The sequence below is a fragment of the Pseudozobellia thermophila genome (genome assembly GCF_900141855.1).
Taxonomy (GTDB): Bacteria; Bacteroidota; Bacteroidia; order Flavobacteriales; family Flavobacteriaceae; genus Pseudozobellia; species Pseudozobellia thermophila.
On the sequence record NZ_FQYU01000003.1, the window covers coordinates 435,113 to 460,706 of the forward strand.

A 25,594-nucleotide genomic window follows, 5' to 3' on the forward strand; every position below is an offset into this window, starting at 1 on the left:
TCCGTATCGGGATCGTTGGGATCCGTACCCAAAGTCGCCTCATCGCCATTGCTGATTCCGTCGCCATCGCAGTCGCTTGTAGCTAGGGGAGTTCCGCCTGTGGAATCACAATCGTCCAAAGGATTGGTACCGTCGGATACTTCCTGTCCGTCGGGGATACCGTCGCCGTCCGTATCAGGGTTGTTGGGATCCGTACCCAAAGTCGCCTCATCACCATTGGATATACCGTCGCCATCGCAGTCGCTTGTAGCTAGGGGAGTTCCGCCTACGGAATCACAGTCATCCAAAGGATTGGTACCGTCCAAGGTCTCTTGGTCGTCAGAAATACCGTCACCGTCCGTGTCCGCAAGCACGTCAATAGAAACAGTGGCCGTATCGCAATATACCGGGGTATCGGTAGTACATACCGAATAGGTAAATTCATCCGTACCTGAATAACCGGCATTTGGAGTATATTCGATCTCTCCGGTTACAGAATCAATGGTTAGGGTTCCATTTGATGGGGCACTTGTTATGGTTACGCTTGAGACATCCAAATCTCCCATATTGCCATCGTTGTCCAATACATCGATCAATACAGGGGCATCCACCAGTGTAGTAGCGGAATCGTCCCCGGCCTTGCACGTGGTGCAGGGAGTTAAACAAAATTCTGTAGGGTCGCCTAAATCCAAGGTATTCGGGTCATCACTCGTTACCGTTGTAGAACCATTGGATATACTAGCTTGATTGGTAAAGCACTCGATAGGAGACGCATTCTCCGAAATTTTAAAGGAAACGGTAAACGAAAAAGGTACGCCACTGGTCGATGCGATGGGGGGAATTGAAATTCCATTGATGTTCAGGGTTTGCCCCGTAATGTTAACCGTACCTCCCCCGGGCGATGTGGGAGTCACGGAATTGGCCACCCAACTGAGGTTTGAGGAAATAAGTGTGTCCTCAAAATCAAAAATTTGTGTCGAGGGAAAATTATTGTAGATGGTAAATTCAACATCTACAATGTCTCCTGCGTGTACCCCTTCCGTTGGTACGTCCACCTCCTTTTCGAAGGAAGTTGGGTAACATGCCGTTGCATCGAAGGTGGAATATGCTGTAGCCCCGACCAAATCTACAAGTTCATTGATGCTTGGGTCGTACCTAAATAACCTATTTTCTGTTTCCGCCGTACTGTTATAATAGAAGTAGACCCTTCCTTGGGAATCGTTCCAGGCACCACCGGCAGAATACAATAATGTGGGGGAACCTGCCGGAAGGCTTACATAGGACTGATGCCCGGTGCCCGGGTTTATTTTTACGATCTTTTCCTGTCCCCTCACGGTTCCATAGAGCATACCGTCATACGAAGAAAATGCCAGGTCGGCCACTAAGGAGGCTACACCAAGGGACAGCTCTTTTGTGGTATAGGTCATGGCAACCAAATCGACGGCTACTAGGTAGGCTTTGGAATCATCGGTACTCGCAAGACAATAGAACAAATTAGCGCTTCCCACAACCCCAGAAGCCATGTTCACGTAACCTCCATTGGCATTTACACTCGGATCGGACGTCCACGAAGGCAGGCCATCACTTTGTCCTGCAACCGGCGTGGGTACGCCCATGTTCACTACGTTTCCCAAGGCGTCTATCTGTACAATGTCGCCGGGGTCGTTGACAGCTGCATCGCCACTAACAATACCGTAGATAAGATTGTCCAGAAAATTGTATCCTATGGCATTGTACCTATCCGGTATGGAAGGAGAAATCGTAGCCAAGACGGTACTAGGGTCCGTAGCCTCCACGATGCTTAAAATCGAAGGGTCTGTTCCCGAAGGAGAGGAAACAAGATAGGCCGAACCATCACATTGAAAAGGTTCTTGTGCATAACTTATCTGTGCGGCAAAAATTAGGAACAGTATGCCTCTTAAATATTTATTGTGCATTATGTATTTACTTTTGGGAATATTCCTGAAAGCTGATTGTAAACAGTAAAAAGTACCCATGGCAATAGTGCACCACTTGCTTAGAATCAACCTTTTCAAATTGAATTTCTGATTAACGGTAAGGGTTTTCCGTGATTTTTTCGATGGATGTGGGTAAATGAAACCCGGGACCCATTTAGGCCGCGTATTGTTCTCGATGCGAGAAATATATAACCGCTTCGCCTATGAAGTCCGTAAACATCAATAAACCAACTTTATAAAGAAAATTATACGCCTAATGTAGATCGACTAGTACGATGGGCTAGCCTCACTTGCATCGGTATTTTACTGGCAACCGACATCGAAATAGCTTTCGAAGGCCAATATCCCGACAGAACTGCCGTAGGTGGCTTGGGCCGTGTGTGGTGTGGTAGGTAATAACTTCAAAATCGGGGAAATAAATTTCGTTCTTTTAAAATTAGGTCTAAAGAAATAATTTAAAGACGAAATTTTTGATAAAAGAATCATGCAGTTTGTATTAAATGGTTAGATGCACAAATAAAATAATTCCTACAATAAGGGTCATATTTTTGTTGTGAATTTGCAATTGTTGTTGGTGAAGGCAGAAAAACCTGATCTTTCTTTTTGGCGGTCGACTTATTGGAAGATTCAAAAAGGAAATGTGCCCTACAATAGCATTTAGGGTCGTCGTTTTTGATTTGGCGGATAGGTATTACCGGAAGTAGGCGATGCTTGGGTTGTTTTTCCAAGGCCTTGTTTTTGGGATAAAGGATGTTGTATTATAACTACTTATTAATTGAACTGTTAAAAGAATTGTTTTATGCCAAAACTTGTCAAAGTTTCTATTATTGTAGGAAACCCAAGGGTGACAAAAGTTAGGTGTCGATTGAACTACAAAGATCAGAACTTGATCGTACTTGAATCCTATGTGCGCCAAGGGTGATATTGCACAAAGGTTAGGCCCTAAACCTAAGTCGGTCCGCTTTCAAGGTTGGTGGGGTGGGAGTGGATGAAAAGCAAGGGACTACAGTCCCCAAATTGAATTCTTTAGGTTTTACGTTGAGGAAATATACGTATTATTGTACATGTTCGATTTTCGCTTAAAAGTTTTTTATACCGTTGCAAGAAGGCTCAACTTTACCAAGGCGGCCGAGGAGCTGCTGATATCGCAACCCGCGGTAACCAAGCATATCAAGGAATTGGAAAGCGGTTTCAACCTGGCGCTTTTTGACCGAAAGGGCAACAAGGTCGTGCTCTCCCCCGCAGGGGAGGTATTGCTGAAACATACCGAGGATATCATGGATATCTACAGGCAAATCGAATTTGACCTGAACCAGTTTAACCAAACCCTTAAGGGGGTATTGCACATAGGTTCAAGTACCTCCATTACCCAATACATCCTCCCGCCCTTGTTGGCCCGGTTCCACAGTATGCATCAAGACGTAAAGGTGGAGTTGCTCAGTGGTAATTCCGAACAGATAGAACAGGCCCTCTTGAACAAGAATATAGAGCTTGGGGTCGTCGAGGGAAAATCCAAAAGGCGTGAAATCCACTATACCCCGTTCTTGAAAGATGAGATCGTTTTGGTGTGCAGTAGCAAGAACCATCTGATCAAAAAAGAGGAGATCCGTCCCGAGGAACTAAAAAACATCCCCTTGCTTCTTAGGGAACCGGGTTCGGGAACCTTGGAAGTGATCGCCAATGCCCTAAAGGAAAAGGGGATTCGTTTGGCCGACCTGAAAATTGAAATGCAACTGGGCAGTACCGAAGCGATCAAGTCGTACCTACAGCATTCCGATTGCATGGCTTTCCTGTCTTTGCATGCCGTCCTCAAGGAGCTTGAGGGCAATGAGCTGAAAATAATAGAAATCAAAAAAATGCCCATTCCCAGACATTTTTACTTTATTACCCCACAGGGTCCCGAAGGCGGCTTACCGGCCTTGTTGATCCAGTTCTTGATCCGAAATCACAAATTGTAAAAGCCCATAGTTGAACCGGGCCTAAGCAAAAGCTTGTCGCGTTCAAGGGCTTCTTCCCTAGATTTTATCATAACTATTTTATTGGAAATCTTGTATTGGTATAACCTAAGGTTATTGTGAATCAAAATTTGCTATGGGCGATTCATCGGGCTGGCGGTTACCTTTGTCTTCACGGAAAGCTAGAACCGATAGGTTCGATGCCTTATTGTATAACCTAATAAAAGTAAAAAGATGAGTTTAAGAATTGGAGACGACGCGCCTAATTTTTCGGCCCAGACCACGCTAGGGGAAATTGATTTTCACCAATGGTTGGGAGATAGCTGGGGAATCATATATTCCCACCCCGCCGACTTTACCCCGGTTTGTACCACCGAGCTTGGCCGTACCGCACAGCTAAAGGACGAATTTGAAAAAAGGGGCACCAAGGTAGCCGCCATAAGTACCGATGATTTGGATTCCCATATCGGTTGGATCGGTGATATCAACGAAACCCAAAATACTCAGGTTGAGTTTCCTATAATTGCCGATGCCGATAAAAAGGTAGCTACGCTCTACAACATGATCCATCCTAATTTTTCCACTACGGCAACCGTACGTTCGGTGTATTTTATAGACCCCGACAAAAAGATACAGGCCGTTATTACCTATCCGGCCTCCACGGGAAGGAACTTTACCGAAATTTTACGCGTACTCGATTCCCTACAGCTTACGGCAGCGCACAGTGTGGCCACACCTGTAGATTGGGAACCAGGGCAAGATGTCATCATTTCCCCTTCGGTAAAACAGGAAGATGTCGAGGCTAAATTCCCAAAAGGACATCGCGTTATAAAGCCTTATTTGAGGTATACGCCCCAGCCTAACAAATAACCTGAAATTATTATAAAGCATGGAACTGAAAAAGGGATTGGAAAGGGGGCCGTTCAACGATCGGCAGGCGGAAAAACTCAGCGAAGCGCTGTCGGGACTCGATACGGAACAGCTTTCTTGGCTTAGCGGATATTTTTCGGGTCTTGGCCAAACCTTGGCGGCAACTGCGGTTTCGGCCGATACGAATGAGGGCATTCCCGCCCAGGCCCTTGCCGAAGCGAAGCCTGAAAAACTGAATATTTTGTTCGGCACCCATACGGGAAACAGTGAGGCCCTGGCCCAAAACCTTGCCCTACAGGCCAAGGAAAGGGGGGTGGAAGTCGAGGTTTCCGATATGGCTTCCTTTAAGACCCGCGAGCTGAAGAAAATCAAAAACCTGGCAGTAATCGTGAGTACCCACGGATTGGGCGAACCACCTGTACAGGCCGAGGACCTTCATAAATACCTCCACGGTAAAAAGGCACCCGATCTTTCCCACCTCAATTTTTCGGTTCTGGCGCTTGGCGATAGCAGTTATGTCGATTTCTGCCAGACCGGTAAGGATTTTGATGCCGTTCTGGAAAAGTTGGGGGCAAAGCGACTCGCACCGCGTCAAGATTGCGATGTAGATTATGGGGAAACGGCGGAGGCGTGGCAAAAAACACTTTTGGACTGCCTTGTCAACTTAACTCCCGAAACGGGCGCCCCAACTGCCCCGAGCAATGAAACCGCAACGGGCGGGGAGGTGAAGTACTCCCGGAAAAACCGCTTTGAGGCGACGGTTTTGGAAAAGATAAACCTTAACGGAAAAGGCTCCTCAAAAGAGACGGTACATATTGAATTGGACCTGGAAGGTTCGGGCCTTAAGTATGAGCCTGGGGATGCTTTGGGCGTATACGGCAGCAATTCCCCTAAACTTGTCCAGTCCGTTTTAGAGGCAACAAAGCTATCGGGCGAAGAACTGGTGGAAAGCCATGCAGGTGAAAAAACCTTGCGCGAAGCCCTGAGCTACGATTATGAGCTCACGCCCTTGTCCAAAACCACCCTATCGAAATATGCCGAGTTGACCGACAGTGCGCGATTAAAGAACATCTTGGCAGACCCTGCCTCGGTTCCTGAATACCTCCAGGGGCGCGATATCTTGGATCTGATAAAGGAGGAAACCCACGGTTTTTCGGCCAAGGAACTGATCTCGGTCTTACGGAAAAATACCCCGCGTATGTATTCGATCGCTTCCTCGCAAGAGGCCGTAGAAGACGAAGTGCACCTATTGGTGTCGGTAGTGCGCTATCAAGCCTATGGGAGGGATAAGGAAGGACTCTGTTCGACTACCATTGCAGACCGCTTGGAAGTGGGCGACAAGGTGGAGGTATTTGTGGACAGGAACACCCGTTTTAAGCTTCCGGAAAACCCCGATGCCCCTATTATAATGGTAGGGCCGGGTACGGGGGTTGCACCTTTTAGGGCCTTTATGCAGCAGCTTGAGGTTTCAGAAAAAAGAAGGCCTTCGTGGCTTTTCTTCGGGGACCGGAATTTTACCACCGACTTCCTCTACCAAACCGAATGGCAACAATACCTGAAGGAAGGGGTGCTGACCAAGGCCGATGTGGCCTTTTCCCGAGATCAGGAACAAAAACAGTACGTACAGCACAGGATGTTGGAAAACAGCAAGGAATTGTTCGATTGGCTGGAAAACGGCGCCCATTTTTACGTTTGTGGCGATGCCCATAAAATGGCCAAGGACGTAGACCTCGCCCTAAAACAGATCATTCAGCGGCAGGGAGGCGTAACCCTTGAAAAAGCGGAGGAGTATGTTAAAAACCTTCAATTGTCAAACCGGTATCAAGCGGATATTTATTAACTCGGTCGGGTATTGCCGGCAACGGCCCGAAAAATTCATATATGGACAAACAATTTGCACAAGATAACCTGTCGGAAGACGAACATATCAAAGATAAAAGTGATTTCCTTAGGGGAAGCATAAAGGAAAGCCTTAAGGATCGTTTGACCGGGGCCCTGGACCCCGACGATGTCAAGCTTATCAAATATCACGGGTCGTACCAACAATACGACAGGGACCTCGAGAGCGAGCGGAAGCAACAAAAGTTGGAACCCCTATACCAGTTCATGGTCCGGGTAAGGGCCGCCGGTGGGATTACCACCCCAGGGCAATGGCTGGCCCTCGACAAACTTTCCGACGAACACGGTAACGGTACCCTGAAATTGACCACAAGGCAATCCTTCCAGTTTCACGGCATATTAAAGCGAGGCCTTAAACCAACGATCCAAGCAGTTAACGAGGTATTGTTGAGCACCCTGGCCACCTGTGGAGACGTGAACCGAAATGTCATGTGCAATCCCAACCCCTACCAATCGGCCATACACCAAGAGGTCTATGCGCTCGCCGGTGAGATAAGCGATTATTTTCTTCCGAAGACCACGGCCTATCACGAAATCTGGCTCGACAAGGAAAAAGTGGCGGGAACGCCCGATTTTGAACCCCTGTACCACCACACCTATTTGCCCCGAAAATTTAAGATCGCCCTGGCCATTCCGCCCCATAACGATATCGACGTTTTCGCCAATGACCTCGGGCTGATTGCCATTGGGGAGGGCGGCAAGCTGAAAGGCTTCAATATTTGTGTCGGAGGCGGACTCGGAAGTACGCTAGGGAATAAGGCTACTTACCCGCGGCTGGCCGATGTCATAGGTTTTGCACCTAAGAACAAGGTTATGGAGGTGGCGGAAACCATAATCGGTATCCAAAGGGATTACGGGAACCGATCCGACCGCAAATTGTCCAGGTTGAAGCACACCATAGACGATCGGGGACTCGAGTGGTTCGTAAACGAGCTGAACACCCGATTGGGGTGGAAGCTCCAGGGTTCGAAACCCTATCGGTTTGTATCGAATGGCGATACGTATGGCTGGCTCAAAGGGGTCAACCAAAAATGGTTCTATACCCTGTTCGTAGAACACGGAAGGGTCAAGAACGAAGAAGGCTATACCTTAAAGGAGGCGCTAAGGGAAATCGCCCACATCCATAAGGGGGACTTCAGGCTGACGGGAAACCAAAACCTGATCATTGGAAACGTCGAAGAAAAAGATAAGGAAGGCATAGAGGCCATCTTGAGGAATCACGGGATCAAAGACCACAGAAAGCTTACCGGCCTCCGAAAAAACTCCATGGCCTGTGTGGCCTTGGGTACGTGCGGACTCGCCTTTGCCGAATCGGAACGCTACCTTCCGTCCTTGATAGACAAGCTCGATGTAATCATGCAAAAACACGGGCTTGGGGAAGACGAGATCAATATTCGAATGACCGGTTGCCCCAATAATTGTGCCCGATCCTCCCTCGGGGAAATCGGTTTCGTGGGCCGTGCCATTGGACGTTATAACCTGTACTTAGGGGCGAGCCACAATGGCGATAGGCTAAATTCGCTCTATAGGGAAATGTTGTCGGAAGAGGATATTCTCAGGGAACTGGAACCTATTATAGCGGCTTATGCCCAGGAACGGGAAGCCGAGGAAACCTTTGGCGATTTTGTGATCCGAAAGGAAATCGTTGAAACCAGCCATCGCCCCTTACAGTTGCTTCAGTAGGGCCGGGACCATACCGGGAGGGCGATGAAATAATGGGATGCCCTAGGGAAGCGACTGGGAAATTCTTTATTCAGATAATTTTGTCCGAAATATAAAAGCGGTTACCTTTGTCCCATCAATAGGTAAAATGCTCTTTAAGACATGGGCCTACGCTATAAGGGGCCGAACCTGTATCGTACTGGGCTCGATGTGTACAGAAGGGCGGGCCTGAGAAGGATTTCCCAAGAAGCCGTTTGTCGTCAGGGGGCTCTTGGGGGCCGTCGGCACTTAAAGGAGGGCCCATAAATATAAGATGGATGAAGACGGAAATTAAACAGCTGGATGATATTCGATTGTTGGTCGATGCTTTTTATGCCAAGGTCAGGCAGGACGATTTGTTGGGACGCATCTTTGATCGGGTGATCCAAGACCGATGGCCCCAGCACCTCGGTAAAATGTACACCTTTTGGCAAACGGTCTTGTTGGGGGAGCATACGTATTATGGCAATCCGTTTGGGCCCCATGCCGAACTTCCCGTAGAAAGAAAACACTTTGAACGATGGCTCGAACTGTTCCACCAAACCTTGGACGAACATTTTGAAGGGGAAAAGGCCGATGAGGCCAAATGGAGGGCTTCGAAAATGGCCGAAATGTTCCAGTTCAAAATCGCCTATTTCAGGGATTCAGGGCAAAAACCACTGGTATGAAGGTCAAACTAAAATATCCCGTAGCCTTGGCATCCGTATTCCTCTGGATCGGTTTTGTAGGGGCCATTAGTTTTATGGAGGCCTGGCTAAAATTCCGTGCCCCGGGGGTTACCATTCCATTGGGACTCGGTATTGGGCGCTTGGTCTTTAATGCGCTGAACAAGGTCGAATGGGTTTTGGCCTTGGCCATACTGGGCAACTTGTTATGGGAGGGCGGCCGGCCTTTCCCGTTTAAGAATATCCTCTTTGTTATTCCCCTCCTGTTGTTGGTCTTGCAAACGTTCTGGCTGCTACCGGGATTGGATGCCCGGGCCGAACAACTGGTTCAGGGCATAGACCCCGGACCTTCATCGCTTCATTTTTATTATGTGGGGTTGGAGGTGGTTAAAACGGTTTGCCTCTTTATCTTTGGCATCAAACTTTTTAAAAGATAGAAAATGTCCGATATCGGCGATAAGATCAAAAGGAAATACGAAGACATGGGTGAGAACCCCGAAGCCTACCTAGAGGGACTTCTGCATGCCAAACCCATCAATTATTGGGATTATATAGAGGTAGACACCTTGCTTTCCCTTCAAAGGCCACGTACCCGGTTTAAGGACGAGACCATCTTTATCATGTACCACCAGGTAACCGAGCTTTTGCTCAAGATGATGCGCCACGAACTGGAACAGATCGTAGAGGAAACGAAGCTTGACGAAGCCTTCTTATTGACCAAGTTGGGCAGAATTAACCGCTATACCACCATGCTGATCACATCCTTCGATATCATGAAAGAGGGCATGGACTATGACGATTACAATCAGTTTCGTAAAACATTGACCCCGGCCAGTGGTTTTCAGAGCGTTCAATTCCGGTATATCGAAATCTATTGTACCCGCTTGGAGAACCTGATCAACGATGAAGGCAAAAAAAGGCTTCCGCCCAAACCCTCGGTAGAGGATTATTTCGAACAGATTTATTGGAAGGATGCGGGACTCGACCGAAAAACGGGCAAGAAGACCTTGACCATGCAGGAGTTTGAGGCAAAATACCTCGAAAGCCTTATGGACTTGGCCAAAAAGGTGCAGGGGCAAACCCTTGAGGACAAGGTAATGCAATTGAAGGACCCTTCCGACGCGTTGACCGAAAAACTAAGGGAGTTCGATAGGCTGTACAACATAGAATGGCCCTTGGTCCACTTGAGAACGGCCGAACACTACCTGAACGGCAAAGGGGAGAACAAGGCGGCGACCGGGGGGTCGGAATGGAAAAAATACCTACATCCCAAATACCAGCAGCGCAAATTTTTTCCAACCTTGTGGTCAGAGGCCGAAAAGAACAATTGGGGCGTCATCTAAGGTGCGGTACAGCCCCTTTCGGAGCTTGTTTATAGATGTCGTTCCTTCACCGAACGAATAGGGGAGAAACGCATCTTTTTCTATCTTTTTGGGTAGCGATGTATTGGCTCGGATCGGTGCAAGGAAAAACCTAAATCCCGTTGCGATCGCCCAGTCACCCCAAAAATCCTTTTTCGATGGCCAAGGCCTGTCAGGCATTCTTTTGGCCGTTCTGTTCCTTCGGTTCGTGTAATCTGCCATGGTCAGGTAGGCGCTTCCGACGTTCAAATACCTGCTTTGTGGGAAGCGGAACCGGGAGAGGGCCTACCCTAACCAATACCCTAACCAAAAAGCATAAAAAAACCCTGACGTCTGTCAGGGCCTGTTTTTACTGGTGACTTGGCTGGGGCTCGAACCCAGGACCCTCTCCTTAAAAGGGAGATGCTCTACCAACTGAGCTACCAAGTCGAATCGCTTTAGATAATTATCCCTTAGCGGCTGCAAATATAAGATCATTAATTAATTTCACAAGCCCTTTTGAAGAGAAATTTAGATTTCTTTTTGAAATCATTTATAATTGCCTGATTTTTACACAAAATAGAAAATGATGAAAATAGTGCTTTTGGGCTATATGGGGAGTGGAAAATCCACAATCGGGAAATTACTGGCCCAAAATATGAAGCTTCAATTCTTGGACTTGGATGATTGCATAGAAGAAGGAGAGGGGATGGATATTCCGGAAATATTTAAAAGTAAGGGTGAGCTCTATTTTAGAAAAAGGGAATTCCATTACCTCGAAGAGGTGCTTAACGGAAAAGATAATTTTGTTCTTTCTACCGGCGGGGGCACTCCTTGTTACGGAAAAAACATGGAAACGATATTGGGGGCGACCAATAATGTGGTCTATCTCAAGGTTTCGATACCGGGACTCGTGGCACGCTTGTCAAAGGAAAAATCGGAAAGGCCCCTTATAAGGGATATTCCCGATGAAGAGTTGCCCGAATTTATCGGCAAGCATCTTTTTGAAAGAAACGCTTTCTACAACCGGGCCCATTGCATTGTGGTCGGCGACAACAAGACCCCGGACGAAATAGCCCTTGAAATCGAAGGCTCAATCCTCTAAATAGACGACGTCGTTCTGGTCCTGAAATTCGACATGAACGTGTTCTTGCAGGGATGTTGACAGCGAAATGCCTTTAAAATCGGCCTTGACGGGATATTTTTTGTGGTTTCGGTTGACGAGCACGGCGGTTTTAAGGCGTTTTAAAGGGGTTTTTAGAAAATGGTGCACCCCATAGATCAACGTCGTGCCCGAGTTGAGGACATCGTCTACCAACACCACGGCCTTGTTCGTGTATTCCGCCTCGTCGAGGGAGGTGCTTACCCCGCTCTTCAACGGGTTTTGCTTGTCCATATACACCGTGCAAAGGGTAATCTTCGCCTCGGTTATTTCCTCGAGCGCCTTTTGTATTTTTTTGGCAAAATTGAGTCCGCCCCCATCGATACCGGCAATTACGATTTCTTCCTCGGCAACGTTGGTTTCGTAGATTTGGTAGGCAATGCGCCTTATTTTGTGTTGTATTTGCTGGTGGCTGAGTATGCTGTTGTTCATTTGTTTCGGGTTTTCATTCCAAATATAAAGAACAAGCCTTTATACAGGGGCATAATTTATATTTCGTTAAACGGCTTTTCGGAAGGATCTTCAGGCTCGTCGAGATAATCTTCGATGGCACGCCTATCTTTTTTGGTGGGGCGTCCGGTTCCTTTTTTGCGGTAATAGTCCTTGCTTTGTTTTAACAGTTCGCTGTGCTCGAAGGCCTCCTTGGGGGTCGTATCCTTTCGATATATATTTACCAACTTCGCCCCGACACGGCTTTCCGGTATATCGAGAACGGTCAGTTGGTAATTGATCTGGTTCTTACGGAGCGATATCCTGTCCATGGGGTAAACTTCCCTAGAGGGCTTTACCACTTGGTCGTTGATCTTTACCTGCCCTTTTTTGCAGGCGGTGGTGGCTATATTCCGGGTCTTGTAATATCGGGTGCTCCAAAGATACTTGTCGATACGCATAATATTAAAAATCTTTGTTAAGTGCTTCTGCAAAAATAGGGGAAAATTGTATCTTGCCGCCCTTAAAGACAGATAGATGATTGTGAACCGATTTGTAGTTCTTTTGGCTTTTGTAGGTGTGTTGGCGTCGTGTAGCGACGACGACAACAGCATAACGATCGAGCCGCCCAGGGCCCTAAGCGAGGTATTGGCCGAGAACGAGGCCGAAATCCAGGAATACCTTAGTACCCATTACTACAATTATATGGACTTTCAGGATCCGCCGGAGGATTTCGACTATAAGGTCGAGGTAAAGGAAATTCCCGAAGACGATACTACGGGGATCAAGCCCTTGGCCGAGTTTGTCGAAGCCTTGGAGATCGATGTGCCCTCAAGCCATTTTTTGATCGAGGAAAAGGAGGAGACCGTTACCCATAAACTGTATTACGTCATAGCCCGACAGGGCGTAGGCGATGCCATTACCGTGGCCGACTCCGCCTTTGTACGTTACCAGGGCCAATTGCTGTCCGGTGATGTTTTTGACGACAGTCGGGTCAATTCGCCCATATGGTTTAACCTACCTAGTCTTCAGGCCTCGGCCACATCCCTTTTTTCCGGAACTCCGGCGAGGGGCTTTGCCGAAGGCGCAAGCCTGTTAAAGGGAGGATCGGAGCCCGTAGATAATGGCGACGGAACCTTTACTGTTGAAGATTATGGGGTGGGGCTCTTCATTTTTCCCTCGGGCCTCGGGTATTACAACAGCTCCCAATCGATTATAGGAGCTTATAGCCCTATGGTCTTTATGATAGATTTGCTGGCCGTTAAGGGTGAAACGGATCATGATGGCGATGGCACCCTTACCATAGATGAGGACACCAATGGCGATGGCTATTTTTACAACGACGATGCCGACGACGACGGCTTGGTCGACTACTTGGATGCCGACAGTAATTAAATTAATGTTATAGTAATAAAAAGACCCCGTACTTAACGAAGTACGGGGTCTTTTTTTGTGGTGTTTGTTGCAAATTATAGTTTCAGCGATACACTTACGATCAATTGATCGGGCCGGGCATCGATCCGGCTGGGCCCGATAGTAGTTATGTTGTCGTTGATAAAGGTGGCTTCGTTGTCGTTAAAGCCCCTTTCGTACCGTATATCCACTCCCAATCTTCCAAAATCGAGTCCGGCCCCGATATTGGCCCCAACACTAAAATCGTTTTCGATATCGTTGATGCCGATGCCGTCGAATTCGGTATCGAGAATGTACTGAAAGGCCGGTCCGGCAAAGACGTGCAGGGGCCCGATTACCTTGACACCGACCAATAAGGGGGCGTCAAGTTTGCTTATGTCGAACTTGTTGCCCTGGTAATCCGATTTGGTCTTGGTGTATACCAGCTCCGGCCTAAAGTAAATCCGGCTCACCGCTATTTTTCCATAGAGTCCGAGATGGTACCCCACATTTCTGTCGGGTTCACGGGCGGCATCGCCGATGGATTCAAAATAATCGCCGTTGGCGCTGTAGTTGAGTCCGGCCTTGATACCTATTCCGGAGTCGTTCTGCGAAAATGCGGCAAGGCCCATAAAGGCCAAGACCGCTGTAAGAAGCGTTTTTTTCATAGTGTCTCGTTTTTAATACGGTGATAGGGTATCAAAAACGATACCACTATCACTTTCTTTTCATTACCCTTAAAACGGCGTTTTCAATCGCTTTATTATTGAGGCCGTATTTCTCCATCAACTGTTCGGGGGTTCCGCTTTCGCCAAAGGTATCTTTGGTGGCTACGAATTCTTGGGGCGTAGGATGCTGACTGGCAAGCAGTCCGGAGATGCTTTCTCCCAATCCTCCCAAATAATTGTGCTCTTCGCAAGTGACGATACAGCCTGTTTTTTTAACGGACTTTAACACAGCTTCCTCGTCTAAGGGTTTGATCGTATGTATGTTGATCACCTCTGCGGAAACGCCTTGTTGTTCAAGGGTCTCGGCGGCTTTCAGGGCTTCCCATACCAAGTGTCCGGTAGCTACAATGGTAACGTCGCTACCTTCGTTGAGCATTAGGGCCTTACCGATTTCGAATTTTTGGTCCACCGGGGTAAAGTTGGCTACTTTTGGCCGCCCGAAGCGCAAATAAACGGGGCCGACATAGTCTGCTATGGCCAAGGTGGCCGCCTTGGTCTGATTGTAATCGCAAGGGTTGATTACCACCATTCCCGGCAACATTTTCATAAGGCCGATATCTTCTAGAATTTGGTGGGTGGCGCCATCCTCACCTAAGGTGATGCCTGCGTGCGAGGCACAAATTTTTACGTTTTTGCCCGAATAGGCGATCGACTGACGGATCTGGTCGTAAACCCGGCCTGTGGCAAAGTTGGCAAAGGTACTGGCAAAGGGTATCTTACCGCCGATCGTAAGTCCGGCCGCTATCCCCATCATGTTTGCCTCGGCGATACCGATTTGAAAGAACCTATCTGGGTTCTCGTCTATAAAAGGCTGGATTTTCAATGATGCTACCAGGTCGGCGCATAGGGCTACAACATTGGGGTTGCTTCTTCCCAATTCGGTCATGGCCGCACCGTAACCGCTTCTCGTATCGTTTTTACCTTGATCTATATATTTTTTCATATTGTTGCCGAAACTCCCTTTGTAGGAAGTCGAATTTTAATTAACGCTGAATTTCAATTGGGTTGAATCCCTCTAATAGTCTCCTAAGGTCTCGGGATTTTGTGATAGGGCAGTAGCCAACTGCTCATCGTTCGGGGCTTTGCCGTGCCACGCATGGGTGTGCATCATAAAATCGACCCCGTGGCCCATAACGGTATCGAGCATGATACAGACCGGTTTGCCCTTTCCTGTCCTGCTCTTGGCTTCCTTTAGGCCGGCGATAACGGCTTCAAGGTCGTTGCCTTCGGCGACTTCGACTACATCCCAGCCAAAGGCCTCGAATTTTTGGGTCAAATCGCCCATAGGCAATACCTTACTGGTAGGGCCGTCGATTTGCTGGCCGTTTCTATCGATAGTAGAGATCAGGTTGTCGACCTTGTTTCCTGCGGCGTACATAATGGCTTCCCAGTTTTGGCCTTCCTGAAGTTCGCCATCACCGTGCAAGGTATATACCAAATGGTCGTCACCGTTCAGTTTTTTGGCCAAGGCGGCACCAATGCCTACCGACATTCCCTGTCCCAGCGAGCCCGAAGCTACCCTGACGCCGGGTAGGCCCTCATGGGTGGTCGGGTGCCCTTGTAAACGGGAGTTGATCAGCCTGAAGGTGCCGAGTTCCTCTACCGGAAAATAGCCCTTTCTGGCAAGTACGCTATAAAACACCGGTGATATGTGCCCGTTTGATAGAAAGAAAAGGTCTTCGCCCTCTCCGTCCATGTTAAATCCTTCTTTCAGCTCCATAACCTCGTTATAGAGTGCGACAAGAAATTCGGTACAGCCCAAAGAACCCCCGGGATGCCCTGAATTTACGTTGTGTACCATACGTAGGATATCCCTTCTGGTCTGTACTACGATATCCTGTAATTCTTCTAGTTTTGCCATTCTTAGACGTTCGTTAATAGTAGGTTTCAAATGTAATCGCAATCTTTTGGCTTTACAAGTTGCACCCAAATTATTTTTGCCTCTTTTTGTGAAACTTTGATGGTTTTATAACGCCAAGGCCCAAGAAGGTGAAAGTGGATGCGGTCGGGCAAGGCAACAACTTTATTTTTTCCTTAAGGCTTTCGTGCCTATGAGATGATTATCTTTGCGGGCATAATTTTTAGTTTGAAGTTTACATTACATCACACCGATCCGAAAAGCAAGGCACGTGCCGGTACCATGGTTACCGACCACGGGGCTATTGAAACACCCATATTTATGCCGGTGGGCACCGTGGCCTCGGTCAAGAGCGTGCACCAGCGCGAATTGAAGGAAGACATCAACCCCGATATCATCTTGGGCAACACCTATCACCTTTTTCTTAGGCCGAAGACCGATATTTTAAAAAAAGCGGGCGGCCTTCACAAGTTTATGGGCTGGGACAGGAACATTCTTACCGATAGTGGGGGCTATCAGGTGTATTCGCTATCCGGCACTAGAAAGATCAAGGAAGAAGGGGTCAAGTTCAAGTCGCACATCGACGGATCTACCCATCTCTTCACACCGGAACGCGTTATGGAGATCCAGCGGGTGATCGGGGCCGACATAATCATGGCCTTTGACGAATGTACGCCCTACCCTTGCGAGTACAAGTACGCCGAACGCTCCATGCATATGACCCATCGTTGGTTGGATCGCTGTATCGCACATTTGGAAAAAACGCCCTATGAGTACGATTATACCCAAAGCTTCTTCCCGATCGTACAAGGTTCTACCTACACCGATTTGAGGAAGCGCTCGGCCGAATACATCGCCGGAGTGGGGGCCGAGGGCAATGCGATCGGCGGATTGTCGGTCGGGGAGCCCGCCGAGGAAATGTACGCGATGACCGAAGTGGTGTGCGACATCCTGCCCGAAGACAAGCCGAGGTACCTGATGGGCGTGGGGACGCCCATAAATATCTTGGAGAACATTGCCCTGGGTATCGATATGTTCGATTGCGTAATGCCGACCCGTAATGCGCGAAACGGGATGCTCTTTACGGCCCACGGTACCATAAATATCAAGAACAAGAAGTGGGAAGACGACTTTTCCCCCATCGACGAAATGGGTATTACCTATGTCGATGTCGAATATTCAAAGGCCTATCTTAGGCACTTGTTCGTGGCCAACGAATATTTGGGAAAGCAAATAGCGACGATACACAACCTCGGTTTCTATATGTGGTTGGTACGTGAGGCCAGAAAGCATATTTTAGCAGGGGATTTTGTGGAGTGGAAAGACCGAATGGTAAAACAAATGGATAAAAGATTGTAGTGCTTACTATACTCGATAAATACATATTAAAGAGGTATCTGGTCACTTTTGCGGTGATGATCCTGTTGTTCATTCCCATTGGCATTATGGCCCATTTGGCCGAACAGATAGGAAAAATGCAGGCCAATGAGGCGCCCTTGGACGAGATCATTGTTTATTTCGGGAACTTTACCATTTATATAGGAAGTCTTTTGTTCCCGATATTCCTGTTCCTTTCCATCATCTTTTTTACCTCCAAATTGGCCGGAAACACCGAAATCGTCGCCATTTTGAGCTCGGGCGTTTCGTATTCCCGCTTTTTGAGGCCGTATTTGATCGGGGCATCGATCATTGCGGTAATCATGTTCGTAATGGGTATGTTCGTGGTGCCATCGGCCAGCAAGGGCTTTAACGAATTCAAGTACAAATACCTGAAAAAAGGTAAGCAAGACCGGGTAACCAATAACATCTTTACCCAGTTGAACAAGAACGACTTTATCTATGTGAGCAGTTTTGACCCCAACAGGCAGATCGGGTATAATTTTACGTTTGAACGCTTCGATGACGACAACCAATTGGAATTTAAGATATCGGCCGCCAATATTAGGTGGATCGAAAAGGACAGTTTGTATCGCTTGACGACCTATAAAAAACGGAGACTGTTGAACGATACGGCCCTTGTGGAGACCAAACGCAGGTTAGATACCCTCTTCAATTTTAAAATAGGCGACCTTACCCCGGTGTCGTACGTGGCCGAGACAAAAAATATCTTTGAGCTCAACAGTTTTATAAGGGATCAAAGGGCGAAGGGGGCTTCGAACATCAACGCCTATGTGCTTGTCAAATACAAACGTTGGGCCCTGCCGATTACGGCCTTTATACTTACCATTATCGCCGTTGCGGTATCTTCGGTAAAGCGTCGGGGCGGTATGGGGGTCAACCTGGCCTTTGGTATTATAGTGGCCTTTGTTTTCGTCTTTTTTGACAAGGTTTTCGGTACCTTGGCCGAACAGTCGGGCCTGTCGCCTTTGTTGGCGGTCTTGTTGCCCAATGCCTTGTTCGGTATTCTAGCAATTGTTCTCTTACAAAAAGCGAAGCGATAGGCTCTCTTCGCACCTGGTTTGCCCTATGGATCCTAAATTGAAAAACTACCTGCACCTACACTTCATTGTCTTTATTTGGGGCTTTACGGCCGTCTTGGGCAAGTTGATTACGCAAGACGCACTTCCTTTGGTCTGGTACCGCATGTTGTTGGCCACCTTGTTCGTTTTTGTATTTGTTGCCTATAAGGGCTATACACTGAAGGTATCAAAACGGATGTTGGCGGAGTTGGTTGTGGCGGGCGTTGTGATTGCCCTGCACTGGTTGACGTTTTTTGGGGCCATCAAGGCATCGAATGTTTCCGTAGCCTTGGCGACCATGTCTACCGGGGCCTTTTTTACCGCCTTGATCGAGCCTTTTTGGTACAAAAGAAAGATGGTGGGGTATGAAATCGCTTTTGGCCTTGTCGTCATTTTTGGACTGTTCCTTATATTTCAGGTAGAGGGCCGTTATGTACAGGGGGTGGTATTGGCCCTCGTGTCCGCCCTGCTGTCCGCCGTCTTTTCGTTGATGAACGGCAAGCTCATACAAAAGGGAAGGCCCTCGGTCATTTCCTTTTACGAACTGTTGGGCGGACTGGCTTTTTTGAGCTTGTACATGGGGTGGAAAGGAGGTTATGTTTCCCAAATATTCGAGGTGACCTGGTCCGATATGCTCTATATCTTTATATTGGCCTCGATTTGTACCGCATACGCCTTTATCGCTTCGGTAAAACTGTTAAAGTATATAAGTCCGTATACGGTAATGTTGACGATCAATCTCGAACCGGTGTACGGTATTGTCTTGGCGTTTTTTATTTTTGGTGAAAGTGAGAAAATGGGGCCCATGTTTTATTTGGGGGGCGCGATCATCGTTTCTACGGTAATTGCCAATGGAATAATGAAAAACAGGAGAAGGATAAAAAAAGGCGCCATCGAATAAGCTTAATGTTTTATATTTGCCCATTAAATCAATCCTACACTACTTATATGGAATATCTCGATTTTGAACTACCGATCAAGGAACTTGAAGAACAGCTCGACAAGTGCATGGTAATCGGTGAAGAAAGTGATGTTGATGTCAGCGAGACCTGTAAGCAGATCGAAAAGAAGTTGGCCGAGACGCGGAAGGAAATTTATAAGAACTTAACGGCCTGGCAAAGGGTCCAGCTCTCCAGGCATCCCAATAGACCGTATACCTTGGATTATATCAATGCCATTTGCGGGGATACCTTTTTGGAGCTTCACGGCGACCGCAATGTCAGGGACGACAAGGCCATGATCGGTGGTTTGGGCAAGATAGGCGACCAGAGTTTTATGTTTATCGGTCAGCAGAAAGGATACAATACCAAGACCCGGCAGTATAGAAATTTCGGTATGGCCAACCCTGAGGGCTACCGAAAGGCACTGCGCCTTATGAAATCGGCCGAAAAGTTCGGTTTGCCCGTGGTCTGTTTCGTAGACACGCCCGGTGCCTACCCGGGGATCGAGGCCGAGGAACGCGGCCAGGGAGAGGCCATTGCCCGTAACATCTTGGAAATGACCCGCCTCAAGGTGCCCATTATCGTGGTCATCATAGGGGAAGGAGCTTCTGGCGGAGCCTTGGGCATAGGCGTCGGAGACCGCGTATTGATGTTGGAAAACACCTGGTACTCGGTTATATCGCCCGAATCGTGCTCGTCGATCCTATGGCGCAGTTGGGAATATAAGGAAGTGGCGGCCGAAGCCTTGAAGCTTACGGCGACCGATATGAAAAAACTCAAATTGATCGATGAAATCGTGCGCGAACCGGCAGGGGGCGCCCACGCGAATCGGGAAAAAACCTTTACAACGGTAAAGAACAAAATAACGGCCCATTTTAAAGAACTCGAAAAGTTATCCCCAAAAGATTTGGTCGCCCGCCGTATGGACAAGTATGCCCAAATGGGGGTTTATAATGGATAATTGACCATTTTATCAAGCTCACGAAAATCTGGAGATTGTTTTCTCCGGATTTTTTTTGTTATCAACACAAAATCGTAACTTATCAACATGCAATTGTTGAATACCTGTGAATTATAGTTGCACGGACGAGACAGTTAATTGTATATTTTCGTAGTCATGGAAAAAATTAACCCGATAGTAGGTCGCAAGATAGATAAGTCCACCCTTATCAACTTGGAGCGTGGGAAAATTCCTCCTCAATCCGTTGATTTAGAGGAGGTTGTGCTTGGTGCTATGATGATCGACAAGAAAGGGGTCGATGAGGTCATCGATATTTTGCATCCCGATGTTTTTTATAAGGATGCCCATAGGTACATCTACGAGGCCATCTTCAAGTTGTTCGAAAGTTCCGAACCGGTAGATTTATTAACCGTTTCGTCCCAGTTGAAGAAGGACGGCAAGCTGGAGGCCGTCGGGGGGGATTTTTACTTGATAAAATTGACCCAGAAAGTAGCCTCTTCGGCCCATATCGAGTTTCACGCCCGGATCATCCTGCAGAAATACATCCAGCGGAGCCTTATCAAAATCTCCAACGAGATCATCGAGGAGGCCTACGACGAGGCTACCGATGTGTTCGACTTGTTGGACAATGCCGAGGCCAAGCTGTACGACGTGACCCAGGGCAACCTAAAACGCTCCGCCGAAACGGCGCAGAACTTGGTGATCCAGGCCAAGAAACGGATCGAGGAGATATCGAACAAGGAAGGGCTCAGCGGTATTCCCTCGGGCTTCGATAAATTGGATAAGTTGACTTCGGGCTGGCAGCCCAGTGATTTGATCATCGTGGCGGCCAGGCCGGGTATGGGTAAAACGGCATTGACCCTGTCCATGGCGCGAAATATAGCGGTCAATTCGGGTATCGCCGTGGCTTTCTTTTCCTTGGAGATGTCCTCCGTTCAGCTGATCACGCGTTTGATATCCTCGGAAACGGGACTCTCTTCCGAAAAGTTGCGTACCGGCAAGTTGGAAAAGCACGAGTGGGAACAGTTGAACGTAAAGGTAAAGGCCTTGGAAAAGGCGCCCCTCTTTATCGACGACACCCCCTCGCTATCGATATTCGACCTTCGGGCCAAGGCCAGGCGCCTTGCTTCCCAACACAATATCCAGATGATCATTATCGATTATTTGCAGTTGATGACGGCCGGGGGAAGCCAAAAAGGAGGGAACAGGGAACAGGAAATCTCTACCATATCGCGTAACCTGAAGGCCTTGGCGAAAGAACTGAACGTACCCGTAATCGCGCTTTCCCAGCTTTCCCGTGCGGTCGAGACCCGTGGAGGAAGCAAACGCCCCGTACTCTCCGATTTGAGGGAATCGGGGGCCATTGAGCAAGATGCGGATATCGTTTCCTTTATCTATAGGCCCGAATATTACAAAATCGATGAATGGGACGACGAGGAACGAAGTCCTACCCAAGGCCAGGCCGAGTTTATTGTGGCCAAACACCGTAACGGTGGCCTCGAGAACATTCGGTTGAAATTTATCGGCCAACTGGGTAAGTTCGACAATCTCGACGATTTCGATTCGCCTTTCGAGTTCCAGTCCAAGATGAACGATAACGACGAAAATCCTTTTATAACCAAAAACTTGCCCAACGCCGATCAGGCCTTTGGCAGTTCGATGAACGACAATCTCCCTCCCGGTGATGACGATGTACCGTTTTGATTTTTTATAATTTTTAATAAAATGTTTAACGTGCCCTAAAATGGGGCACTGCTTGTTTTCCACTATCTTTGAATATGATCAAGGGTATTTTATCGAATAGGTTCTTTTTGTCGGTCTTCCTGGCTTTGTCCATGTTCGTCGAATTATCGGCTTCCGCCATACTTATTCCCATGGATGCCGATAGTCAGGAAAACCACCTCAAGGCCTACGGAATAACGTATTGGGTACTGACCAAGCAACAAAAGGTACAGTGGTTGTTGAACTATCGGGGAGGCTCCTTTCTTTTGCCCGACGGCGATGCCATTCGAAAGGAATGTCAGATCCGGGGCGTATCCTTTGAGATTTTGTCCGACGGCCAGGCCCAGGCCATTTTGGACGAGATCGGCAGTCCGTCACAGAACCAAGAGGCCGTTATTTTGGAGAAGGCCCCGAAAATTGCGGTCTATTCCCCCAAGGGCAACCCACCTTGGGACGATGCGGTGACCATGGTATTGACCTATGCCGAAATTCCTTATGTAACGGTTTACGATGAAGAGGTGTTGGCCGATAAACTGGCCATCTACGATTGGCTGCACTTGCATCACGAGGACTTTACGGGACAATACGGTAAGTTCTACGGGGCCTACCGAACCGCTCCCTGGTACATCGAACAGAAACAGGAAGCGGAAGCCCTGGCCCGTAAACTGGGCTTCTCCAAGGTGTCGGAAGAAAAAAGTGCGGTCGCCCAAAAAATACGCAACTATGTCATTGGCGGCGGCTTTATGTTCGCCATGTGCTCGGCTACCGATAGTTTTGATATTGCCCTGGCGGCCGAAGGGGTCGATATTTGTGAGCCCATGTTCGACGGCGATCCCTCGGATGCCAATTACCAAAGCCAGATCGACTACCAAAAAACATTCGCCTTCACCGATTTCACCTTGGAGCGAAACCCTTTGAAATACGAATTCTCGTCGATCGACATGACGAACAAAAGGGGGAATGTCCCAAAGGAAAACGATTATTTTTCGCTGATGGATTTCTCGGCCAAATGGGATCCCGTCCCTACGATGCTCTGCCAAAACCACACGGCCCTGGTAAAGGGGTTTATGGGGCAGACCACGGCCTTTAACAGGGACGAGGTAAAGCCTACCGTCATGGTTCTGGGCGAAAACAAGATAAACGGGGAGGCACGTTACATCCACGGCATCAAGGGCAAGGGCTTCTTTACCTTTTACGGGGGGCACGATCCCGAAGATTATCAGCACAGGGTAGGGGACCCCAAGACGGAATTGGAGCTGCACCCCAATTCGCCGGGCTACCGTTTGATCTTGAACAACGTGCTCTTTCCGGCCGCCCGAAAGAAGAAGCAAAAGACCTGATCGGTATACTTAGGTGCCCCGATCCATGTCGCGGTCGTTCAGTAACAATCCATTTTAATCTGCTTGCGGTTTTGGTAATGGCTAAGATCTTTGCCGAGATGTTCCTTGCTCAGCACCTGAAGTTCCCGTAAGACTTCCTTCTGCATGGCTATGGAGCCGCAAATCATAATACACCCTTTGCTTTTTAAGACGTCCAAAAACAAGGTTTTGTCTTGGCGAACCAAGTGCTGCACGTATGTTTTTTCCCCATTTTCCCGGGAATAGGCGGTTTTAAAGGCGGTTAGTTTCCCCTCTCGCCGGGCCGTTTCAATATAATCTTTGTATAGATTGAAAGCCTCCCTTTTTCGCGCTCCCCAGTACAAATGGATTTCCCTTTTTTTCACATTCTCCTGTATCATTCCCAAAAAGGGACCAATGCCCGTTCCCGTTGCTATGAACACGGTCTTTTTGGCCTGCTTTGGAAAATGGAAGTTTCTATTGTCTACGACACGGGCGGTGAGTTTTTCGCCCTGTGCCAGCTGGTGAAGATAGTTGGAGCATAATCCTTTTTCGTGTCTTCGGATGCTGATTACCAAGGTGTCGTTGACCTTGCCAATGGAATACAATCGCTCACGGGCACCTTCGGCCGGTATTACGGATAATAGATCCCCGGAAACAGGCCTAGACCCGTTTAGGTTTTTTAGACTTAAAAGGAAGGTGTCGTCTTCGGGAAGTTCGATTTTATCGATTACCTTAAAGGTAGATTCCGGTTTTGGACCTAGGGTCGATTTTGGTTTTTCCAGATGGAGGGTGACTCCCACTTCTTTAGACCATGTATCGGACCAGTTGTTGAAGGCCTCGAAAGATCGGTCGTTGACGGTAAAGACCTCTTGTAGGGCAGTACTGTTCGCAGAGTCGTTCAGGGCCTCGTGGGCTTCGTAGGCAAACTGGCAGAAATTGGGATAGGCGGTAGAGCCAAAACCGACCACACTAAAGTCAAAAGCCTGTCTCTGTCGATGTTTTCCGACCCGTTCGATGAATTTTTCCGCCGACGCAGGGGCTTCCCCTTGTCCATAAGTAGCTGTAACGACTACCAAATGTTCCATTTTTTTAAAATGGCCGTAGGCGTTCATCAGTGCCAAATGGCTTTTTTTTCCGGCCGCCAACAGTTGTTTGTGCAATTCTTGGGCAAATTGTAGGGTCGTACCCCCCTCCGTACCTACCAAGACCATATATTCGCTTTCATGTTTCCCGTATGCATTTTTAATCTTGGTTTTAGGCCTTTTGAAGTATACGATAAAGCCCGTTACGGTTAAAAAAGGGATGGCCAAGCTTCCGAAACCGAGTACGATGGACCAAATGATACTTCCTTCTCCCGTATGCAAAACCCTTGCCCACGAAGTCATGACCTGAAGGGCTGGGTATTTTTCTTCGGCAAGAACTTCCCCGGTAATTTGGTTGAGATATACCTCCCTGTCCTTTAACCGGATGATATAATAGTCTTCTACAAATTCGGAAAAGGGATATTCCAGTTCACGAAGTTCGGATAGGGGCGTGTTTTTGAACAGGTCGAATTGCGTGTATTCTTTTACAGGTTCCTCTTGAATGGAATCAAAATCAACTTGCAACGAAACGTTGGAATTGGGTATAACATCAAACCGGAGCAAGGAAAGGTATACTCCCGTCAGCGCTAATATTAAAAGCGGGATTAGGGCCCATCTTGCGTATACCACATGGTGGTATTGGGAAAAGTTCTCGCGAACAACAGGCGCAAAGAATTGCTTGTAGCCCCCTTGTCTCTTTGCAATGAGCACTATACCCGAAATACTGATGAGAATGAGTAAAAAGGAGGCCAGTCCGATGAGAAAGCGCCCGGTCGATTTCAAGAAGAGCGAACGGTGCAGGTTGGTGGCAAATTGGAAAATCGGTTTTTTATGGATAAGGTCGCCCAATTTTTCACCTGTAAATGGATCGATGTAAAAGGTTTGGTTTTGCCCCTCGACAATGGCCGTAACGCTTACAAAACCGTTTCGGTCACGCATGACTGCCAATACCTCCCCATAGTTCTCGTTGATATGGCCCAAGGTCTGTGCCAATGAAAGTTCATCGGCCCCGGGAACGCTGTAGGGTTCCATTTTGTTGGAAATGGGTTCTACGGCAAGAATAACCCCGGTGATCGATGCGACCAAAAGAAATACAGAGGAGGCAATGGCAAATAATAAATGGCTATACCTCCATACCGATACCATCATAAAA

22 protein-coding genes and 1 tRNA gene are annotated in these 25,594 nt (G+C 47.9%); 15 read left to right on the forward strand and 8 right to left on the reverse strand.

What is annotated here, in order from left to right; genetic code table 11:
• The coding region (locus tag BUB37_RS21640) for a DUF6923 family protein (RefSeq protein ID WP_170863161.1) at window positions 1-1,916 on the reverse strand (1,916 nt) is incomplete at its 3' end.
• Window positions 1,917-3,001: 1,085 nt separating this feature from the next.
• Here BUB37_RS21640 and BUB37_RS11710 point away from each other — a divergent pair.
• The 7 genes from BUB37_RS11710 to BUB37_RS11740 all read left to right on the forward strand — a co-directional run bounded on the left by BUB37_RS11710 (window position 3,002) and on the right by BUB37_RS11740 (window position 10,370).
• On the forward strand, window positions 3,002-3,895 hold the full coding sequence (locus tag BUB37_RS11710; protein ID WP_072993804.1) for a LysR family transcriptional regulator: 894 nt from the start codon (window positions 3,002-3,004) through the stop codon (window positions 3,893-3,895).
• A gap of 231 nt (window positions 3,896-4,126) precedes the next feature.
• A complete protein-coding gene (locus BUB37_RS11715) occupies window positions 4,127-4,762 on the forward strand; it encodes a peroxiredoxin (RefSeq protein WP_072993807.1) in 636 nt (211 codons plus the stop codon).
• Window positions 4,763-4,781: 19 nt separating this feature from the next.
• Window positions 4,782-6,602 (forward strand): assimilatory sulfite reductase (NADPH) flavoprotein subunit, encoded by a 1,821-nt coding sequence (locus tag BUB37_RS11720; RefSeq protein WP_072993811.1) that lies wholly within the window; start codon window positions 4,782-4,784, stop codon window positions 6,600-6,602.
• Between the two features lie 41 nt (window positions 6,603-6,643).
• Window positions 6,644-8,344 (forward strand): assimilatory sulfite reductase (NADPH) hemoprotein subunit, encoded by a 1,701-nt coding sequence (gene cysI / locus BUB37_RS11725; protein WP_072993814.1) that lies wholly within the window; start codon window positions 6,644-6,646, stop codon window positions 8,342-8,344.
• Between the two features lie 296 nt (window positions 8,345-8,640).
• A complete protein-coding gene (locus BUB37_RS11730; RefSeq protein WP_072993818.1) occupies window positions 8,641-9,030 on the forward strand; it encodes a group III truncated hemoglobin in 390 nt (129 codons plus the stop codon).
• The gene (locus tag BUB37_RS11735) at window positions 9,027-9,464 is read left to right on the forward strand and encodes a hypothetical protein (RefSeq protein ID WP_072993822.1); all 438 of its coding nucleotides are present in this window, start codon (window positions 9,027-9,029) and stop codon (window positions 9,462-9,464) included. The genes BUB37_RS11730 and BUB37_RS11735 overlap by 4 nt, the downstream gene beginning before the upstream one ends.
• 3 nt (window positions 9,465-9,467) lie before the next feature.
• On the forward strand, window positions 9,468-10,370 hold the full coding sequence (locus BUB37_RS11740) for a tryptophan 2,3-dioxygenase family protein (protein ID WP_072993825.1): 903 nt from the start codon (window positions 9,468-9,470) through the stop codon (window positions 10,368-10,370).
• Between the two features lie 371 nt (window positions 10,371-10,741).
• Here BUB37_RS11740 and BUB37_RS11750 read toward each other — a convergent pair.
• Window positions 10,742-10,817: transfer RNA gene (locus tag BUB37_RS11750), tRNA-Lys, on the reverse strand.
• Window positions 10,818-10,956: 139 nt separating this feature from the next.
• Between BUB37_RS11750 and BUB37_RS11755 the strand changes: the two genes are divergently transcribed.
• Window positions 10,957-11,472 (forward strand): shikimate kinase, encoded by a 516-nt coding sequence (locus BUB37_RS11755; RefSeq protein WP_072993831.1) that lies wholly within the window; start codon window positions 10,957-10,959, stop codon window positions 11,470-11,472.
• On the opposite strand, the gene BUB37_RS11760 is transcribed toward BUB37_RS11755, so the two are convergent.
• Window positions 11,461-11,961 carry a phosphoribosyltransferase family protein gene (locus BUB37_RS11760; protein ID WP_072993834.1) on the reverse strand — a complete coding sequence of 167 codons (501 nt, stop codon included), beginning with the start codon at window positions 11,959-11,961 and terminating at the stop codon, window positions 11,461-11,463. The two genes, BUB37_RS11755 and BUB37_RS11760, sit on opposite strands and share 12 nt — an antisense overlap.
• A gap of 56 nt (window positions 11,962-12,017) precedes the next feature.
• Window positions 12,018-12,419, reverse strand: a complete 402-nt coding sequence (locus tag BUB37_RS11765) for an RNA-binding S4 domain-containing protein (RefSeq protein WP_072993837.1) — start codon at window positions 12,417-12,419, stop codon at window positions 12,018-12,020.
• An 82-nt stretch (window positions 12,420-12,501) separates the two neighbouring features.
• Here BUB37_RS11765 and BUB37_RS11770 point away from each other — a divergent pair, with 82 nt between their 5' ends.
• On the forward strand, window positions 12,502-13,353 hold the full coding sequence (locus BUB37_RS11770; RefSeq protein WP_139278105.1) for an FKBP-type peptidyl-prolyl cis-trans isomerase: 852 nt from the start codon (window positions 12,502-12,504) through the stop codon (window positions 13,351-13,353).
• A 74-nt stretch (window positions 13,354-13,427) separates the two neighbouring features.
• Here the strand turns inward: BUB37_RS11770 and BUB37_RS11775 are convergent, their stop codons facing one another.
• From BUB37_RS11775 to BUB37_RS11785, 3 genes are all read right to left on the reverse strand, one after another.
• On the reverse strand, window positions 13,428-14,018 hold the full coding sequence (locus BUB37_RS11775) for a porin family protein (protein ID WP_072993843.1): 591 nt from the start codon (window positions 14,016-14,018) through the stop codon (window positions 13,428-13,430).
• A 49-nt stretch (window positions 14,019-14,067) separates the two neighbouring features.
• A complete protein-coding gene (locus BUB37_RS11780; RefSeq protein WP_072993846.1) occupies window positions 14,068-15,021 on the reverse strand; it encodes a transketolase family protein in 954 nt (317 codons plus the stop codon).
• Between the two features lie 72 nt (window positions 15,022-15,093).
• Window positions 15,094-15,939 carry a transketolase gene (locus tag BUB37_RS11785; protein WP_072993849.1) on the reverse strand — a complete coding sequence of 282 codons (846 nt, stop codon included), beginning with the start codon at window positions 15,937-15,939 and terminating at the stop codon, window positions 15,094-15,096.
• 225 nt (window positions 15,940-16,164) lie between these two features.
• On the opposite strand from BUB37_RS11785, the gene tgt reads away from it, so the two are divergent.
• From tgt to BUB37_RS11815, 6 genes are all read left to right on the forward strand, one after another.
• A complete protein-coding gene (tgt, locus tag BUB37_RS11790) occupies window positions 16,165-17,295 on the forward strand; it encodes a tRNA guanosine(34) transglycosylase Tgt (protein WP_072994044.1) in 1,131 nt (376 codons plus the stop codon).
• The gene (locus BUB37_RS11795) at window positions 17,295-18,377 is read left to right on the forward strand and encodes an LptF/LptG family permease (RefSeq protein WP_072993852.1); all 1,083 of its coding nucleotides are present in this window, start codon (window positions 17,295-17,297) and stop codon (window positions 18,375-18,377) included. The genes tgt and BUB37_RS11795 overlap by 1 nt, the downstream gene beginning before the upstream one ends.
• Window positions 18,378-18,402: 25 nt before the next feature.
• A complete protein-coding gene (locus tag BUB37_RS11800; protein WP_072993855.1) occupies window positions 18,403-19,296 on the forward strand; it encodes a DMT family transporter in 894 nt (297 codons plus the stop codon).
• A 47-nt stretch (window positions 19,297-19,343) separates the two neighbouring features.
• Entirely contained in the window at window positions 19,344-20,297 is a 954-nt protein-coding gene (locus BUB37_RS11805; RefSeq protein ID WP_072993858.1) for an acetyl-CoA carboxylase carboxyltransferase subunit alpha, read from the forward strand.
• 156 nt (window positions 20,298-20,453) lie between these two features.
• A complete protein-coding gene (gene dnaB / locus BUB37_RS11810) occupies window positions 20,454-22,001 on the forward strand; it encodes a replicative DNA helicase (RefSeq protein WP_072993861.1) in 1,548 nt (515 codons plus the stop codon).
• Between the two features lie 131 nt (window positions 22,002-22,132).
• The gene (locus BUB37_RS11815) at window positions 22,133-23,359 is read left to right on the forward strand and encodes an asparagine synthetase B (RefSeq protein ID WP_094766713.1); all 1,227 of its coding nucleotides are present in this window, start codon (window positions 22,133-22,135) and stop codon (window positions 23,357-23,359) included.
• A gap of 38 nt (window positions 23,360-23,397) precedes the next feature.
• On the opposite strand, the gene BUB37_RS11820 is transcribed toward BUB37_RS11815, so the two are convergent.
• Entirely contained in the window at window positions 23,398-25,590 is a 2,193-nt protein-coding gene (locus BUB37_RS11820) for a PepSY domain-containing protein (RefSeq protein WP_072993867.1), read from the reverse strand.
• Window positions 25,591-25,594 lie beyond the last annotated feature (4 nt).